We start from the raw sequence: 16,960 nt of genomic DNA, 5'->3' as shown, positions 1-16,960 counted from the left end.
TGCGATGCCAAACCCGGGTCCAGCGGCGTCACCGCCGTTACACCATGGTAGACCCGCGCGTCCGCCACCAGGGCGGCGTCGAGAGGGGCGGCTGCGCTTAGATGATCCGTGGCGGTTCGCCGCCGACGATGACTACATCGGCGCCGCGGCGGGCGAACAGGCCGACACTCACGACGCCGGGCATCTGGTTGATCGCGGTTTCGAGAGCGACGGGGTCGACAATCGACAATCCGTGTACGTCGAGGATCGCGTTGCCGTTGTCGGTCACCACGCCGGAGCCGTCCTCCATTTGCCGCCACACGGGTTGACCCCCGGTGCTGGCGAGAATCTGGCGGGCAACCAAACTGCGGGCCATCGGGATGACTTCCACCGGCAGCGGGAATTTCCCAAGCACGTCGACCTGTTTGGCCGGATCGATGATGCAGACGAACTTGCGGCTGGCCTCGGCGATGATCTTTTCGCGGGTCAGTGCCGCGCCGCCGCCCTTGATCAGGCGCTTGTGCGGATCGCATTCGTCGGCGCCGTCGACATACAGCGACAGCGTGCCGGTGGCGTTGAGGTCGAGCACCTCGATGCCCAGCGCGCGCAGCCGCTCGCTGCTCTGTTCGGAGCTCGAGACGGCGCCCCGGATGCGGTGCTTGATCCGCCCCAGTGCTTCGATGAAGTAGGCCACGGTCGAGCCGGTGCCGACACCGACGACCATGCCGTCTTCCACGTAATCGATGGCTTTTTCGCCGGCCAGGCGCTTGGCTTCTGACATGTCCGGAGCTACTCGAGGGAAAGGAGGTACTTGTATTGCGCGGCGGAAACCGGGAATACCGACAGCCGGTTGCCGCGCCGGATCAGGGCGAATTCCTCGCCGAGGCGGTCGGCATGGCGCTTGATCTCGTCGAGCGAAATCGTGCGCGAGAGTTTGCGCTCGAACTTGATGTCGACCAGTTGCCAGCGCGGTTCTTCGCGGGTGGCCTTGGGGTCGTGATAGTCCGATTCCGGGTCGAATTGGGTCTCGTCCGGATATGCTTCGCTGGCGACTGTCGCAGTGCCGACGATGCCGGGAATGGCGGTGTTGGAGTGGTAGAACAGCACGCCGTCGCCGACCTTCATTCCATCGCGCATGAAGTTGCGTGCCTGGTAGTTCCGGACTCCGTTCCACGGTTCGATATCGACGCGCTGCAGGTCGTCGATCGAGAACGCATCGGGCTCGGACTTCATCAACCAGTAGCGGCGGCGTGCTGTCATGGGGTAGCCAGTCGGAAATCGTGGATAGAGGATTCGGTGCAGACCGCATCGAGGTCGACGTCCCAGTCGGCGGTTTCCAGCGACTCCAGCCGTTGGGTCTCGAACGCGGCACCCACCAGCCACGGCGGCGCCGGATGGTCCTGCCGGAAGGCGAAACTGCGATCGTACCAACCACCGCCCATGCCGAGCCGTGCGCCGTGGCCGTCAAAGCCGACCAGCGGCAACACCACCAGCGACATCTGTTGCGGCTCAAGCAGCGATCCGGGCGCGCGGTCGGGTTCGGGGATGCCATAGCGGTTGCCGACCAGCGCGTCGCCTGGGCGCCACGGCGCGAATCGCAGGTGATCCTCGCCCAGGACCGGGAGGCAATAGATGCAGCCCGGCGGCAGCTTGAGCTGCCAGGCATGCAACGCGATTTCGCCATCCATCGCCCAATAACCGGCAACGTAGCCCTCGGCGGGCATGAACGGCAGGGCCAGCAGGTTTTGGGCGAGGCGGTCGGCGGCGGCGATGCGCTCGGCCGCGGGCAACGTGCGGCGGCGCTGGCGGAGTTCGGAACGGAGTTGGCGGCGGGATGCTGCGTGGTCGACGGTCATCCAGTCGGATCCTGAGTCGCGTGTGGCGTGACGGGGCCGCAATGCGTGGACCGCAGCACAGCGGCGGCCCGCCCGGCGCCAAACCGGCGGCGCCGCGGATTCCGACCGCAAAAGAAAAGTCCTCCGCCGATGGCGATGCGCGCGAAACGACCTTGAACCCGGGGTTCAAGTGGGGACGCCTGGAGACCTTCGGGCTTCCCGCTACCAGGGCGGACTTGCACTCCGGGCTTCCGTTGCGCCCCCGCGGTCGCAATTAAGGGACAAGGCGTATGTTTGCGCACGCCGTCGTCCACAGCAGAGGACGTGCGGCGATTATAGCGCGACGGGCGCGATGGGAAGGCCCGTCTGTCGGTGGTGCGGTGCCGGGTTCAGGCAACTGCCGGAACCGTTCGCGTGTCACCCGGCGGGGTTGTCGAACAACCCGTCGAGCTTGCGTTGCAGCTCGCCCAGGCTGCGGGCGATTTCGCGGTTGCTGCTCTCGTCTTCGTTGCGCAGTTGTTGCAACTCGTGCGCGAAGTTGAGCGCGGCCAGCACGGCGACGCGGTCGAGTGCGGCCATCCGGTTGCTGCCGCGGATCTCGCGCATCTTGCTGTCGAGCAGTTTGGCGGCGGCGAGCAGGCTGTCGCGTTCGTCCGGCTCGCAGCCGACGGTGTATTCACGATCGAGCAAGTGGATGCTGACCGGTTGGCTGCTGCTCACGTGTGCTGCTCCAGCGATTTCAGCCGCGCGATCATCGCCTCGACCCGACTCCGCGCCTGCTCGTTCTTGGCCAGCAATGCCGAGCGCTCGCTGGACAGGCTTTCCTGTTGCTGGCGCAGGCTGCGGTTCTCCTCCTGCAGGCGACGGGTGTTGTCGGCCAGCTCGTCGATCCGCTCGACGAGTGCCTGCAGTTGGGCGAGCAGTTGGGCACGGTCCATCCGCGCACGATAGCAGGCGGCGGGGGCGGGTCAAGCGTCGCGCGGGCGGGCGATCGCGACGTTCAGCCCGTTACCGGTTCGGTCGACTCGTGGCCCTGCAGGAATGCCTGGCATTGCGCCGGGGCCATCGGCCGGGCCAGCCAGTAGCCCTGGATCTCGTCGCACCCGTGGACGCGCAGGAAGCGCATCTGGGCCTCGGTTTCCACGCCCTCGGCGACCACGTTCAGGCCCAGCGAGTGGGCCATGGTGATGATGGTGGTGGTGATCGCCGCGTCGTCGGGATCGTGGGTCAGGTCGGCGATGAATTCCTTGTCGATCTTCAGCGTGGTGATCGGCAACCGCTTGAGGTAGGACAGCGAGGAGTAGCCGGTGCCGAAGTCGTCGATCGCGAGACTGACCCCGAGTTCGCGGAAGGCCTGCAGCGTTGCCGCGGTCTTGCCGGGGTTGCCCATGATCACGCTTTCGGTCAGTTCCAGCTCCAGGCACGACGCCGGGATGCCGGTTTCCTGCAGGACCCGGGCGACGACCCCCGGCAGGTTCCCGCGCAGCAACTGCAGCGAGGAGACGTTGACCGCCATCGTCAGGTTGGACAATCCGTCCGCGCGCCAGTGTTGCAACGTCAGGCAGGCGCGACGCAGCGCCCACTCGCCGATCTCCAGGATCAGGCCGGTCTCCTCGGCCAGCGGAATGAAGCGCATCGGGCTGATTTCCCCGTGCTCGGCGCTGTTCCAGCGCAGCAGCGCCTCGACGCCGGTGATGCGGCCATCGGCCAGCGACAGCCGGGGCTGGAACGCCAGCGACAGCTCATCGCTGTCGAGCACCTTGCGCAACGCCGCCGAGATGCTGGCGCGCAGGCGGATGTCGATATCCATGCTTTCGGTGTACGGCATGAATGCGCGGCGCCCGATGGCCTTGGCCTGGTACATCGCGGTATCGGCGTGCTTGAGCAGGTGGTCGGGGTCCCGCGCGTGGTCGGGATAGAGGCTGATCCCGATCGAGGGGGATATCACTACGTTGTGGCGCTGGTCGAAATCCAGCGGCTCCTCGAATGCGGTGAGCAGCTCGCGTGCGACGTGCTCGGCCTGCGCCGCGTCCCCGAGGCCTTCCAGCACCACGGTGAACTCGTCGCCACCGAGGCGCGCCACGGTGTGGCCGGCGCCGACCGTCCGTTGCAGGCGCTGCGCGGCTGCGCGCAGGATGCGGTCGCCGGCGGCATGGCCGAACGAGTCGTTGATGTCCTTGAAGCGGTCGAGGTCGAGGAACAGCACCGCGATCTTGTGGCCGGTGGCGCGGGCCCGTTCGATCGCGCGCGACAGCCGTTCCGACAGCAGCGCCCGGTTGGGCAGGTTGGTCAGGGTGTCGTAGTTGGCCAGGAAGCGCAGCTCCTGCTCGGCGCGTTTCTGATCGGTGATGTCGCTGAGCACCGCGACGTAGTGGCCGTGCTGGCCGTGGCCATCGTTCACCGCGCTGGCCTGCAGCCAGCACAGGAACTCGCCGCCGTCCTTGCGTTGCTGCCAGATCTCGCCCGACCAGCGTCCGGCGCGCTGCAGTTCGGCGCGCATGCGGGCGTAGAAATCCGGGTCGTGCTGGCTGCTGTCGATCAGGCTGGTCGAGCGACCGGCCACCTCGCTGTCGCTGTAGCCGATCATCCGGGTGAAGGCGGGGTTGATCGAGACGAACATGAAGTCGCGATCGAACACCGCCACCGCCTCGGCCATCGAACGCAGGACCTCGCTTGAAATGCGGCGTTCGCGCTCGGCGCTGCGGCTGGCGGTGATGTCGCGGGCGGTGCCGGCGACCCGCAGTGCGCGACCGTCGGCATCGCGGTCGACCACCCGCCCGCGCGCGCGGATCCATCGCCAGTCCTCGTCGTCGCGATCGCGGGTGCGATGTTCCGACAGGAACAGCGTGGCCTCGCCGCGCAGGTGCCGGCGCAGAGTGTCGAGGACGCCCGGCAGGTCCTCCTCGTGGATGCCATGGGCACTGCTCAGGCGACTTTCGACGGTGATTTCGGTGTCCGGGCGTGCGGTGGAGGATTCCGGCACACGCATCCGGTGCATCGCGTGGGTCGCCACGTCGTAATCCCAGAACTGGTCGCCCGACGCCCAGAGCGCAAGCTTCAGCCGCTCCTCGCGTTCGCTGACCTGGCGGAACCATTCCTGCTCGCGCTGGCGATGGCGGTGCCAGCGCCAGCCGAGGGTCGCCAGCAGCACCAGCAGCGCTGCCAGCGCGGCGGCGATCGCGAGCGGATGGCGCCACAACGGCGGGGCGACGACCACCGGCACCCGCAGTTCCGTGCTGCCCCAGCCGTGGTCGCGGTTGCGGGCCTGCGCACGGAACACGTAGCTCCCCGGAGGGAGGCGGGTGTAGGTGATGTCCGGACGCGCACCGTTGTCGATCCAGCCTCGGTCGAAACCGTCCATCCGGTAGCGGTAGCGGATGTTCGCGGCCGGGGCGAAGTCGAGCGCGCCGATGCGCAGGCGCAGGATCTCGGCGCCGTCGGGCACTTCCAGTTTCGCCGGCTGCCACATGATCCCGCCGTCGTCGGGCGAATCCGCACCGATGCCGGCCGCCAGCAGGCGCAATGGCGGGGTGTAGCCCGGGTTCTTCATCCGCGCCGGGTCGAACAGGTTGAGGCCGCGGATCCCGCCCAGGGCGATCCTTCCGTCGGACAGCGTGGCCGCGGCGCCGCCGTTGAACTCGAGGTCCTGCAGGCCGTCGGCGAGGCCGTAGTTGCGCACCGCGAGCGTGCGGGTGTCGAACTGGATGATGCCGTGCCCGGTGCCCAGCCACAGCCGCCCGGAGGACGCGGCATTGCTGGCGATGGTGAACACCGTCGGCACCGGCTGGTCGCCCAGCGCCTCGGCCAGCGGATGCTGGAAGATGATCGTGCCGTCGGCATTCTCGACGGCCATGCTCAGGCCCGAGTGGGTGCCGACCCACAGGGTGCCGTCGCGGTCCTCGTACAGCGCGCGCACCAGGCCGCCGGGCAGGCTGTCCAGGTCGTTGGGATCGTGGTTGAAATGGCGCAGGCGACCGGTCGCGGGTTCCAGCATGTCCAGCCCGTCGCCGGTGCCGAACCAGATGCGGCCATGGCGATCCTCCAGCAGGGCGTGCACCGTCGGGTGGGCAAGCTGGTGCGGGTCGTCGTCGCGATGGCTGTAGTGGATGACCCGCCCGCCGCGGCGCTGGTAATGCAGCGCGCCGCGGGTCTGGGTGCCCAGCCACAGGTCGCCTTCATGGTCCACCAGCAGGCTTCGCAGGCTGGCGCCGGTAAGCGCACCCAGGGCGACCTGGTCAACGGCACCGGTCGCCGGGGCGAATCGCAACAGGCCGTTGCTGGTGGCCAGCCAGAGGCGGCCGTGGCCGGCGTCGCCGATCGCCATGATCCGCCGCGCCCTGCCGTCATCGGTGGGCGGCAGGCGCGCGGTCCAGTCGGTGAAGCGGTCGGCGGCGATGTCGTATCCGAGCAGCCGGGCGTTGTCGGTCCCGATCCACAGGGTGCCGCCGGCGCCCTCGTGGATCGTCCGGATGCTGTCGTCGGCGGCGGCATTGCGCGGGCGTTCGCCGCTCAGGTCGATGACGTAGCTGAAGCGGGTCCCGCGCGGGTTGGTCAGCGAGACCCCCCGGAACAGTCCGCCGACCCACAGCATGCCGCTGCGGTCGACCAGCAGCGAGGCGATCGAGTCCTCCGGCAGGCCGGCATCGAAACTCGTGTCCTCGCGAATCGACCGGACCGCGCCGCTGGCCGGGTCGAACCGGCGCAGCCCGCCGCTGGCGATCGCCAGCCACAGCGCGCCATCCGGGGCCTGGACGATGGCACGGACCGGGCCGGCGTCGTCGGTGGCGGGCCCGGGCCATGCCGCGACCAGCGAGCCGTCATCGGACAGCCGGAACAGGCCATCGCGTCGCCCGACCCAGAGTTGGCCGGCGCGGTCCAGAAGCAGGCTTAGGGTGACGCCGGGCGGGCCGACCAGGCGCGCCCGGTTGTCGCGATCGACCTTGAACAGGCCGGCGGCGCTGGCCCACCAGACGCTGCCGTCGCGATCGGCCAGCAGTTGCTGGTAGGGCGAGCTGCGCAGTTGCTGCGGCTCCAGCTGCAGCACGCGCTGGCGTTTGCCGGTGGTGGGGTCGAACCGTTCGAGCCCCTGCATCGTGCCGATCCACAGCTCGCCATCGCGTGGCAGCAGGGCCAGTACCTGGCGGCCGGCCTGGCCGTCGGCATCGGACACGAAACGCCGGATCCCGCCATCGGCGAGGTCGATCCGCGATACGAACTGCGAGTACGAGCCCACCCAGAGCGCGCTGTCACCCTCCAGCGCCAGCGCGGTGATGTAGCTGTCGGGCAGGGTCGAGGGGTCGCGCGGGTCGTGCCGGAACGACGCATAGCGTTGCCCGTCGTAGCGGTGCAGGCCACCCTGGGTGCCGACCCAGACGAACCCCTGCGTGTCCTGGACCATCGCGGTGACGGTGTTCTGGTTCAGTCCGCGGGCGCTGCCGACCGGCGTGAAGTAGTAGTCGCGGGTGGCGGCCGGGGCCGGTGCGGACCACCCCGCGGCAAGCAACAGGCAGGCGAGCACGATCGTGCAGAGGCGGCGCAGGGTGTCGACGGATGGCGGATACGGACGCACGGCACCGCGGCGGTTGGCGTGGTAACCGGCAGTGTAGGCAGGGGCACGGCCCGGCAACAAGTTCCGCCGCGGCCGCGCCCGGCGGATTGATAGACTGCAGGCCCCCTGTCGCGGTGACCGTCCATGTCGCAAAACGCCCCGCCAACCCTGCCCGAACTGTCCGCCGTGGACGCCGGGATCCGGCAGCTGGCGCTCGCCACCTCCCCCTCCGAGTTGCACGGTTCGTTGTGCGGATGGCTGGCCGGCGGCGGCGCGTCGGCCCGGGACTGGCCGGCCCGGGTGATGGTCGATGCGACCCTCGCCACGCCGGCCGAGGGCAGTGCGCTGGACCAGCTGCGACTGGCCAGTGCGGCCCAGCTCGCCGACCGGAGTTTCGAGTTCGCCCTGCTGCTGCCGGATGCCGAGGCGTCGCTGGCCGTGCGCAGTGGGGCGTTGTTCGACTGGTGCCGCGGATTCCTCGGCGCCTTCGGGATGGCGGCCGGGGCGACGCCGAAGCTGTCGGACGAGGCCGGCGAAGCGCTTGGCGACCTGGCCAAGCTCGCCGCCGCCCAGCCGCAGGAGGAGGGCGACGAGGAGGACGAGGCGGCGCTGGTGGAGATCGAGGAATTCGTCCGCGTCGCGACGCTGCTGTTGCACGGCGACTGCGTGCTCGCCGCCGAGCACCGCCAGCGGCTGAACTGACATGCGCAAGCCGTTGACCATGCCGGGCAAGGCCTACGCCCGTCGTCGCAAACAGTTGATGCGCATCGCCGGCGACGACGCGATCATGGTCCTGCCGGCCGCGCCGGAGCGCGTGCGCAGCCGCGATACCCACTATCCGTACCGGCAGGATTCGGACCTGCTGTACCTGACCGGTTTCCCGGAGCCCGAGGCGGTGCTGGTCCTGGTGCCCGGCCGCGCGCATGGCGAGACGGTGCTGTTCTGCCGCGAGCGCGACCCGGACCGCGAGGGCTGGGACGGCCCGCGCTTCGGCACCGAGGGTGCGGTCGAGGCGTTCGGGCTGGACGACGCCTATCCGATCACCGACCTCGACGACATCCTGCCGGGCCTGCTGGAAGGCCGCTCGCGGGTGTACTACCACTTCGGCCGCGACGCCGAGTTCGATCTCAAGCTGATCGGCTGGGTCAACCGCGTGCGCGCGATGATGAAGATGGGCAACAAGCCGCCGCACGAGTTCCTGGAACTCGGCCACCTGCTCGACGAGTTGCGGCTGTTCAAGGGCCGCGACGAACTGCGCTTCATGCAGCGCGCCGCCGACATCAGCGTGTCCGCGCACGAGGCGGCGATGCGCGCGGTGCGGCCCGGCATGCACGAGTACGAATTGCAGGCCGAGGTGGAGCGGGTGTTCCGTGCCAACAACGCGGTGCCTGCCTACGGCAGCATCGTCGGTGCGGGTGCCAACGGGTGCGTGTTGCATTACGTCGCCAACAACGGGCCGGTGCGCGATGGCGACCTGGTGTTGATCGACGCCGGTGCCGAGTACGGCGGTTACGCGGCCGACATCACGCGCACGTTCCCGGCAAGCGGTCGTTTCGGCAAGGAGCAGCGGATCCTGCATGATCTGGTCTGCGCGGCGCAGGCCGCGGCGCTGGCGCAGGCGCAGCCGGGCACGCCATACCAGGCGGGCCACGATGCGGCGGTCGAGACGTTGACCGAGGGGTTGCTCCGGAACGGGTTGCTGAAGGGCCGGCTGGCGAAGAACATCGCCGATGGCAGCTACCGGCGGTTTTACCGGCACAAGACGGGGCACTGGCTGGGGATCGATGTGCACGATGTCGGTGACTACCGGATCGAGGGTGAGTCGCGCCTGCTGGAGCCGGGCATGGTGTTCACGATCGAGCCGGGGTTGTACATCCCGCCGGACGACACCGGCGTGGCGGCGAAGTGGCGCGGGATCGGGATCCGGATCGAGGACGATGTGCTGGTGACGAAGGACGGCCACAAGGTGCTGACCGAGGGGTTGGCGCGGAGCGCGGACGAGGTCGAGGCGTTCATGGCGCAGGCGCGGGTGGGCGGGTAGCGCGAGCGGGTTTCGGTTGGGGCGTGCGTGTCGTGGTGTGTGTTGGCGGCGATAGCGATAGCGATAGCCAAAGCTAGAGCCAAGAACAAAAGCTAGAAGCCGAAGCCAGAGCCAGAGCCAGAGCCAGAGCCAGAAGCAGTGTCTCGCCTTCGGGCTGGAGCGTCGCCCTGTCCGGGTATTGCTACTCGGTTCGGGCGGCCATCCATGGCCGCACTCACCGCCGTGCGCCATCCATGGCGCACTCTCCGCAATACCCGGACAGGACGCCGCGCCGCGGTTTGGGAGGTGCGGCTTTGTTGTCCGTTCGATATCTGGCTGAGGGGGCTACTGGAACCCGCGTCAAAGCGACACCCTTCGTTGTAGGAGCGACGTAAGTCGCGACGCTCTGAACCCATGAGGTGGCGAGGCATTCGCGACTTACGTCGCTCCTACACAAAGCTCCGTCTACGAAGGGCGATGCATTTCCGCCCACCTGACGCGTCACAGCTCGCCCTACCCGAAGGTTCGGACAATCGGGCAGGAGGCGGCTTGCGGGGCAGTTGCGGAAAAGCGGGCCATGGATGGCCCGCGGCCCGCCTCAGGGCAGGGTGAGTGCAGGCGGCTTGCGCGGCGTAGCGCGCGCCTGCGCGAACGCCCGGCGCGCTGCGCCGGGCTGGACCGCGGAGCGGCCCTGATGAAGGGCTGGAGCAACTGCCCCGCAAGCCGCCTCCTGCGCGACGTCACTTCCAAAAACGCACTCCGAGAACTTCGATGCTGCGTTTCCCCGCGGCTACAAAAACCCCGGCTTTTCGCCGGGATTCTTGTTCAACGATCAGGCGCGATGGCACCCGCGATCAACGCTCATCCAATGCCGCGAACGCCTCGCGGGTCAGGTTGATCGGGTCGCCGTCGGTGCAGGCCACGTCATCCTCGATGCGGATGCCGCCGTAGGGGCGGAAGGTGTCGACCTTGCCCCAGTCCACCGCGCCGGAATGCGCGCCGTTGCGCAGTTCTTCCAGCAGCAGGTCGGCGAAGTAGATGCCGGGCTCGATCGTCACCACGGCGCCCGGTTCAAGCACGCGGGTCAGGCGCAGGAACGGGTGGCCCGCGGGTGGCTCGATGCGGCCGCCTTCGTCGGAGGCGAGGAAGCCGCCGACGTCGTGCACCTGCAGGCCGATGTAATGGCCGATGCCGTGCGGGAAGAACTTGGCGCTGACGCCGGTCTCGACCATCGACTCCGGGCTCATGTCGACCACGCCGAAGTCGCGCAGGATCGTCGCCATCTCCAGGTGTGCATCGAGGTGGATCCGCTTGTAGTCCACGCCGGCGCGGACGCCATTGCAAAGGCGCTGCTCGGCGGCGTCGACGGCATCGATCATCGACTGGAACTCGCACGCCGGGTCGAATGCGTAGCTGCGGGTGATGTCGCTGGCGTAGCCGGCATGGCTGCCGCCAGCATCGATCAGGAAGCTGCGGATGTCGCGCGGCGGGACCCGGCCGCGATCGGTGTAGTGGAGCACGGCGCCATGCTCGTTGAGGCCGATGATGTTGCCGTAAGGCAGGTCGTTGGCGTCCTGGCGCGCGGCCTGGCAATAGGCCAGGTGGATGCCGAACTCGCTGGCGCCGGCGCGGAACGCGCGTTCGGCAGCGCGATGCCCGCGTACGCCATGGACGCTGGCTTCGCGCATCATCGCGATTTCGTACGGGCTCTTCAGTGCGCGGTGGTATTCGAGGTAATTGACCACCGCGGCGGGGTTGTTGGGGACGAACTCGCCCATTGCGCTCAGTGGCTCGCCGAGGATCGCGCAGCGGCGCGGGTCTTTCGGCAGGTGTTGCAGCGCTTCTTCGGGGGTGCGGATCACCACCACCTCGAACTGCTCGACCCAGTAACCGGCCGGTGCTTCGGGCACGGCGTGCCAGTAGTCGAACGGTTGCAGGTAGATCAGCCTGGGTTTCGCGCCGGGGGTATGGACGATCCAGCTGCCCGGATTGCGGGTCAGTGGCACCCAGGCCTTGAACTGCGGGTTGACCGCGTAGGGGTAATCGCGGTCGTCGAACAGCTGGTAGTGGATCGACCCGCTGGGCACCACCAGGTGATCGAAGCCCCCCCGTTCCAGCGCCAGGGCGCTGCGTCGTTGCAGTTCCTCGACATGCCGCGTGTATAACGTTGGTATCTCTTGATCTGTCATGGGAGTTCTCTTGGGGGAGAGCCACGATTCTGACGGATTCGCCCGCGCCCCGCAGCCGGGCGATGGGGCGGGAGGCGTTGCACCGCTGGGTGTCCCGGCATGGGTCTGGGCCCTTGTCGCCCTGCTGGTGGGCGTGGCGCTGTCGATCTGGCTCGCGCAAGGCCAGCAGCAGCGGGTGGATGCGCGCCGGCACGCGGAACTCCAAGCCGCTGCCGACAGCATCGCCGCGGCCGTCGGCGATCGCCTGCGCACCTGCGAAATGCTGGCGCGGTCGGTCCAGTCACTGTTCCTGGCGTCCGCCGAGGTCGAACCCGGCGAATTCGACCACCTCTACGAGAACCTGCGGCCGCGGGAGCGCTTCCCGAGCCTGCAGGCGGTCGCCTATGCCGAGCGCGGGCCGGACGGCCGCTACGTGACGACCCTGGTCGCGCCGGCCGCGGGCAACGCCGCCGTGCTGGGACTCGACGTCGCCGCGCAGCCGGCCAACCTCGCCGCGTTGCTGGCGTCACGGGACAGCGACCAGCCCGTGCTGTCGGAGACGTTTCGCCTGCTGCAGCACCACAGCGCCGGGCTGACCGGGGAGGGCGTGACCCTGCGGCTGCCGATCTTCCATCCGGGTCCGCCGCCGCGTTCGATGGCGGAACGACGCGAGCGGATCCGCGGATCGATCGCGATCTCCTTCAACGTCGCCAGCCTGATCGAGGATTCGCTGCCGTACGACAGCACGGGGCCGGTGTTCCACACCACGGTGGCCGACGTCACGTCCGGTTCGCCGAAGCTGTTGTTCGACTCGCATCCACACGCGCATGAGGACGCCGGCCCCGGCACCACGCGCACGATCGCGTTCGGCGGTCGCGACTGGCAGGTAAGGCTGCACCCTCCGGAGCAGGCGTTTGCCGGCGCCGACGGGTTGCAGTCGGTGCTGTGGCCGGGGCTCCTGGCCAGCGCACTGTTTGCGCTGCTGGTGTGGTCCGTGCTGACGTCGCGCCGCCGCGCACTGGAGCAGGGTTGGCGCATGAGCCGGCGTTACCGCGAAAGCGAGGAGCGTTTCCGCGTACTCAACGACCTGCTGCCGGCGCTGGTGCTGCTGGCGCGCAGCGACGACGGCGGCATCACCTATCTCAACCAGGCCTCGCGGCTGCGCCTGGGCGAAACCGCAGGCGACCTGCGGTTGTCGTCGCTGTTCGGCGATCGCAAGCTCGGGGCGCGCGTGCAGGCGGGCGAACTGGCGGACGGCAGTCCGTCGGAAGCGATGCTGGTCAGCGCCAACCGCGACAGCTTCTGGGCGAGCATCTCGACCGCGCGGGTAGATGTCGGCGGGGAGGACATGTTGCTGATGGTGGCGACCGACATCTCCGAGCAGCGGCAGTTGACCGAGCTGCTGGGATACCAGGCCAGCCACGATGCGCTGACCGACCTGTACAACCGGCGCGAGTTCGAGCGCCGGGTCGAGCGCGTGCTTCGCGCGGTCTCGACCGGTGGACCTCCAGCCACCCTGCTGTACATGGACCTGGACCAGTTCAAGCTGATCAACGACACCTCCGGCCACATCGCCGGCGACCAGCTCCTGATCCAGCTGGCGACCATGATGCGCGAGCAACTGGATGGCGACGGCGTGCTGCTGGCACGGCTGGGCGGCGACGAGTTCGGGGTGCTGACGCCGCATGACGCCGTCCAGGCGCGTGAAGTCGCCGAGCGCCTGCGCCGGCACATCGATGGCTACGTGTTCGTATGGGAGCAGCGGACCTACACGGTCAGCGTCAGTATCGGAGGCGTGGCGCTGGACCATCCAGGCCTGGCATTCAAGGACGTGCTCGCGCAGGCCGACACCGCCTGCTACATGGCCAAGGAGAGCGGTCGCAACCGCGTGCATTTCTATTCGGCGAGCGACGACGAGACCGCGCGTCGCCACGGCGAGATGGAATGGGCCAACCGGCTGCGATGGGCGGTCGCGGAGCAGCGGCTGGTGCTGATGTACCAGGAGGTCCGGCCGCTGTCGGGTGCATCCGAAGGGCCGTATGTCGAACTGCTGTTGCGCTTCCGCGACCAGCACGGTCGCCTGGTGCTGCCCGGGGCCTTCCTGCCCGCCGCGGAACGCTATGGCCTGATGCCGATGATCGACCGCTGGGTGATCCGCACGGTGCTGTCCAATTTCGACCGCCTGCATCCCGGCGGCGAGCGCCTGAAACTGGCAACCATCAACCTCTCCGGCGCGAGCATCGAGGACGAATCACTGGTCGACCTGATCCTGGAACTGCTGCAGGCGCACCGGGTCGCGCCGGAACGGGTCTGCTTCGAGATCACCGAAACCGTCGCGGTGCGCAACCTGTCGCAGGTCGCGCGGTTCCTCGGGCGCCTGCGCGACGCCGGCTGCAAGCTCGCACTGGACGATTTCGGCGCGGGGATGTCGTCGTTCGGATACCTCAAGAACCTGCCGGTGGACATCATCAAGATCGACGGCAGCTTCATCCGCGACCTGCTCAGCGATCCGATGAGCTATGCCATCGTGCGCGCGGTTACCGACATCGGGCACCAGCGCGGGCTGGTGGTCATCGCCGAATGGGTGTCGGGCAGCGAGGTGATGGCGGCGCTGGCCCGGATCGGCGTCGACTACGCGCAGGGGTTCGGCCTGCACCAGCCCGAACCGATACCGTTGCACCACCGACCTGCCCGGAGCGGCACCGCGCTAGGCGGCGCGGGTGGCGAGTGAGCGCAACCAGTCGTTCAGCGGCTGCGCGTGCTCGTCGATGACCTTGATGAAGCGGAAGCCCATCCAGGTCTGGCCCTTCGCACTCGCGCGGTCCTGCCACAGCATGTGCGCGCCGACCTCGATGACCTGGCCGCGGCCTTCGTCGATCTCCAGGCGGAACTGGTAGAGCGCGTCGTCGACCAGCGGGACGCTCGCGATCAGCAACATGCCCGTCTCCGAGATGTTGCCGAGCCGTCCGACCACCGTGTCGGTCATGGCATCCACCACCCGCACCGTGTCGGGGATGTCGTGGCGCGAAGCGCGCCGGAACTCGTCCGTGCCTGCGTTCATTGTTCCTCCTCCGGGCGTGACGACAGGCCACGCAGCGCCGAAAGTGCGGCTTGCCAGGCCCGGTCGACGAGCCCGGAGCGTTCGGCCTGGACCACCCGGGCCTGGCCGATGGCGACCAGCCGCGCGAGCTGGTCGAGGTCCTGCGGTCCGGTGGCGTCGTCGACCCGCTGGCCGCGCTGGTTGACGAACAACGCCCGCCCGGTCACCGGGCTGAACCAGGCGAGGCGGCGCCGCACGACGTCGCCCTGCTGGTTGATCGAGAACTCGATCCAGCTGCCGAACGGCAGGGTCCGCAGATGGTCGTGGCAGGCCTGTTCGCGTGGCGTGCGCGGCGCGGGGGCCGCCTTCGGCTTCTGTACGGTGTCGGCGCCCAGTCGTGCGCGGGCCTTGAGCTTCAGCGCCAGCTCGGTGCGCGAGGCGGGGTCGTCGCTGTCGTCGTCGGTGCAGGTCAGGCGGCGGGTGATCGCGCCGGCCTCCTCGCCGTGGTAGCCGACCAGCGCCAGCGACTGTTCTATCCGCGTCGCCAGCCCGTCCGGGGCCGGGGTGCCATCCACGCAGGCGGCGACGATCTGGCCGGTCGCGGCGACATGCTGTCGCCATTCGGCCGACCCTTCGCCATGGCGCAGCAGCACCAGGGTCAGGACGTCGCTCCAGGCCTGGTCGAGCAGGCTGCCGAGGAACTTCGGGATCGGCCGGCCGCCGACGGCGTCCTCGATCACCGAGGTTGCCTGGTGCTTGGCGAGGTCGAGCTTCTCGCGGCCCTGCGCGGCGTCGACGTGGCGGCGCTCACTGACCTCCGCCTTGCGCACCATCACCTGCAGGTGTTCCTGCAACTGCTGGTTGGCCGCCTCGAACACCTCCGCGTCACCGTCGTAATGGGTGACCACGTGGCTGACCGCGCTTTGCAGCTTGGCGTTGAGCTGCGGGTCGGCCTCGTCCTCGGCCAGCCAGACCGCGCCGGCTTCGGCCACCGCGTTCAGCAGTTGCCGGGCCGGATGCTGCTGGCGCACGAAGAACGCGCGGTCCTGCAGCGCGACCCGCAACAACGGCACCTGCAGCTGTTCCAGCAGGGCCTTGCTCTGCGTGCCCGCGCGCAGCTCGCGGCCGATCTCGGTGTAGAGCATGCCGAGCAGTTCGAAGGTGTCGCTGTCCTCGCGAGAGAGAGACACCGCCTCGCCGCGTTTCAGCCGGCCCTGCGCGAGCAGGGCCTGGCGGATATCCGGCACGGTGCTGGGCGACTGCGGATCGGGCGGCCGTGCCTGCAGTGCGCCCAGTGCGGCGTCGACGTCGCCGGTAGGCAGGGCGACGCGCACGCGTGGGGTGGCGGGGGTGGCGGGGGTGGCGGGGGTGGCGAGCTTGTCCAGCAGCTCGCGTCGCTGCGTCATCAGTTGTCGAAGGAACGCCAGCGCTTCTGCTTCTGCGGGTTCGGTTGCGGCTTCGGCTGCGGATGCACCGGCGTCGGCCGGCGAGCCATCGGCTGCGGAAGAGGACCTGTTCCCGGAGTCGGGACCCGCCGCTGCGTGGTCCACCTGCCCGCCATCGCGCCGGCCGCCGCGGCGGGTGCGCAATGGCACGAAGGTCAGGCCGGGCAGCACGTTGGCGTCGGCGAGCAGGCTGTTCATCGACTCGACCAGTGCGACGTAGCCCGCCATCAGCTGGCGGTCGTACAACTGGTAAAGCTGCAGCCGGGCATCCAGGTTCAGCTGCATCCGGTTGGCGGCACGCTCCAGCAGCCGGCCCAGCGATTGCGGCCCGACCGGCAGCGCCGCGGTATCGAATGCGGGCGCGCCGGCCAGCACGCCGAAGCGCTGGCCCAACAGCAGCAGCGGCAACCCGGCGCGGGACTCGTGCCTCAACGCGATCGCGCTCAGCACCGCTTCCTCGCTGATCTCGCTGTGGTCGACCAGGCGCATGTCGTCGATGTGCACCGATTCGGTGTCCACCGGGGCTTGGGCGCGGCTTGCCGGATCGCGGATGGCGACCAGTGCGTCTTCCAGTTCGCCGATGAAGGAGGGAATGAACTGGTCGCGGTGCTTGCGCAACGTCCGCCCGGTTTCGAGATAGCCCGATTGCAGCCCCGGATTGCGTGCGAACTCGGCCTGCCGGAACAGGTCGTGCTCCAGGGTCATCAGCAGGCGGTCGAGCTCGCGCGACAGCTGGTGCGACAACAGGCCGAGCAACTGCTCCAGCAGATGGCGGACGCGCGGGGGCATCGTTGCGACGGCCGGGCTCTGCCGCAGCGGCGTGGTGACCGGTTCGCTGCCACCGGCGATGCCGGGATCGCGGTGGGTCGCCTGGCTGGGTGCGTGATGGTCGGGCATGCGGGCGGGGTCCCTCCGGGCGGTGGGT

The 16,960-nt window shown here is 68.9% G+C and carries 12 protein-coding genes and 1 other RNA gene; 3 read left to right on the top strand and 10 right to left on the bottom strand.

The window, feature by feature from the left end:
• Positions 1-97: 97 nt before the first annotated feature.
• The 7 genes from rpiA to ACT9AS_RS13090 form a co-directional block, all read right to left on the bottom strand.
• A complete protein-coding gene (gene rpiA, locus ACT9AS_RS13120) occupies positions 98-760 on the bottom strand; it encodes a ribose-5-phosphate isomerase RpiA (RefSeq protein WP_445100594.1) in 663 nt (220 codons plus the stop codon).
• An 8-nt stretch (positions 761-768) separates the two neighbouring features.
• Positions 769-1,239 carry an EVE domain-containing protein gene (locus tag ACT9AS_RS13115; RefSeq protein ID WP_445100593.1) on the bottom strand — a complete coding sequence of 157 codons (471 nt, stop codon included), beginning with the start codon at positions 1,237-1,239 and terminating at the stop codon, positions 769-771.
• Positions 1,236-1,835: a 5-formyltetrahydrofolate cyclo-ligase gene (locus tag ACT9AS_RS13110; RefSeq protein WP_445100592.1), complete on the bottom strand. Its 600-nt coding sequence runs from the start codon at positions 1,833-1,835 to the stop codon at positions 1,236-1,238. The genes ACT9AS_RS13115 and ACT9AS_RS13110 overlap by 4 nt, the downstream gene beginning before the upstream one ends.
• A gap of 116 nt (positions 1,836-1,951) precedes the next feature.
• Positions 1,952-2,139: non-coding RNA, 6S RNA (gene ssrS / locus ACT9AS_RS13105), on the bottom strand.
• A 92-nt stretch (positions 2,140-2,231) separates the two neighbouring features.
• On the bottom strand, positions 2,232-2,534 hold the full coding sequence (locus tag ACT9AS_RS13100) for a cell division protein ZapA (protein WP_445100591.1): 303 nt from the start codon (positions 2,532-2,534) through the stop codon (positions 2,232-2,234).
• Complete coding sequence (locus tag ACT9AS_RS13095; RefSeq protein ID WP_445100590.1) at positions 2,531-2,752, bottom strand: TIGR02449 family protein; 222 nt, start codon at positions 2,750-2,752, stop codon at positions 2,531-2,533. The genes ACT9AS_RS13100 and ACT9AS_RS13095 overlap by 4 nt, the downstream gene beginning before the upstream one ends.
• Before the next feature lie 62 nt (positions 2,753-2,814).
• The gene (locus ACT9AS_RS13090; RefSeq protein ID WP_445100589.1) at positions 2,815-7,440 is read right to left on the bottom strand and encodes an EAL domain-containing protein; all 4,626 of its coding nucleotides are present in this window, start codon (positions 7,438-7,440) and stop codon (positions 2,815-2,817) included.
• Between the two features lie 66 nt (positions 7,441-7,506).
• On the opposite strand from ACT9AS_RS13090, the gene ACT9AS_RS13085 reads away from it, so the two are divergent.
• Together ACT9AS_RS13085 and ACT9AS_RS13080 are read left to right on the top strand one after the other, a co-directional pair.
• Positions 7,507-8,064, top strand: coding sequence for a UPF0149 family protein (locus ACT9AS_RS13085; protein WP_445100588.1), 558 nt, complete (start codon positions 7,507-7,509; stop codon positions 8,062-8,064).
• A 1-nt stretch (position 8,065) separates the two neighbouring features.
• Entirely contained in the window at positions 8,066-9,403 is a 1,338-nt protein-coding gene (locus tag ACT9AS_RS13080; protein WP_445100587.1) for an aminopeptidase P N-terminal domain-containing protein, read from the top strand.
• Positions 9,404-10,236: 833 nt separating this feature from the next.
• Here ACT9AS_RS13080 and pepQ read toward each other — a convergent pair.
• Positions 10,237-11,571 (bottom strand): Xaa-Pro dipeptidase, encoded by a 1,335-nt coding sequence (gene pepQ, locus ACT9AS_RS13075; RefSeq protein WP_445100586.1) that lies wholly within the window; start codon positions 11,569-11,571, stop codon positions 10,237-10,239.
• On the opposite strand from pepQ, the gene ACT9AS_RS13070 reads away from it, so the two are divergent.
• The gene (locus ACT9AS_RS13070; RefSeq protein WP_445100585.1) at positions 11,570-14,281 is read left to right on the top strand and encodes an EAL domain-containing protein; all 2,712 of its coding nucleotides are present in this window, start codon (positions 11,570-11,572) and stop codon (positions 14,279-14,281) included. The genes pepQ and ACT9AS_RS13070 overlap by 2 nt on opposite strands.
• Here ACT9AS_RS13070 and ACT9AS_RS13065 read toward each other — a convergent pair.
• The gene (locus tag ACT9AS_RS13065) at positions 14,258-14,611 is read right to left on the bottom strand and encodes a PilZ domain-containing protein (protein WP_445100584.1); all 354 of its coding nucleotides are present in this window, start codon (positions 14,609-14,611) and stop codon (positions 14,258-14,260) included. The genes ACT9AS_RS13070 and ACT9AS_RS13065 overlap by 24 nt on opposite strands.
• Positions 14,608-16,932 carry a DUF1631 family protein gene (locus tag ACT9AS_RS13060; RefSeq protein ID WP_445100583.1) on the bottom strand — a complete coding sequence of 775 codons (2,325 nt, stop codon included), beginning with the start codon at positions 16,930-16,932 and terminating at the stop codon, positions 14,608-14,610. Before ACT9AS_RS13060 ends, ACT9AS_RS13065 begins: the two co-directional genes overlap by 4 nt.
• Positions 16,933-16,960: the final 28 nt, after the last annotated feature.

The organism is Lysobacter sp. F60174L2, assembly GCF_052547135.1.
The sequence above is the reverse complement of the archived record's forward strand: the minus strand, read 5'-3'. Positions and strand labels throughout refer to the sequence as shown.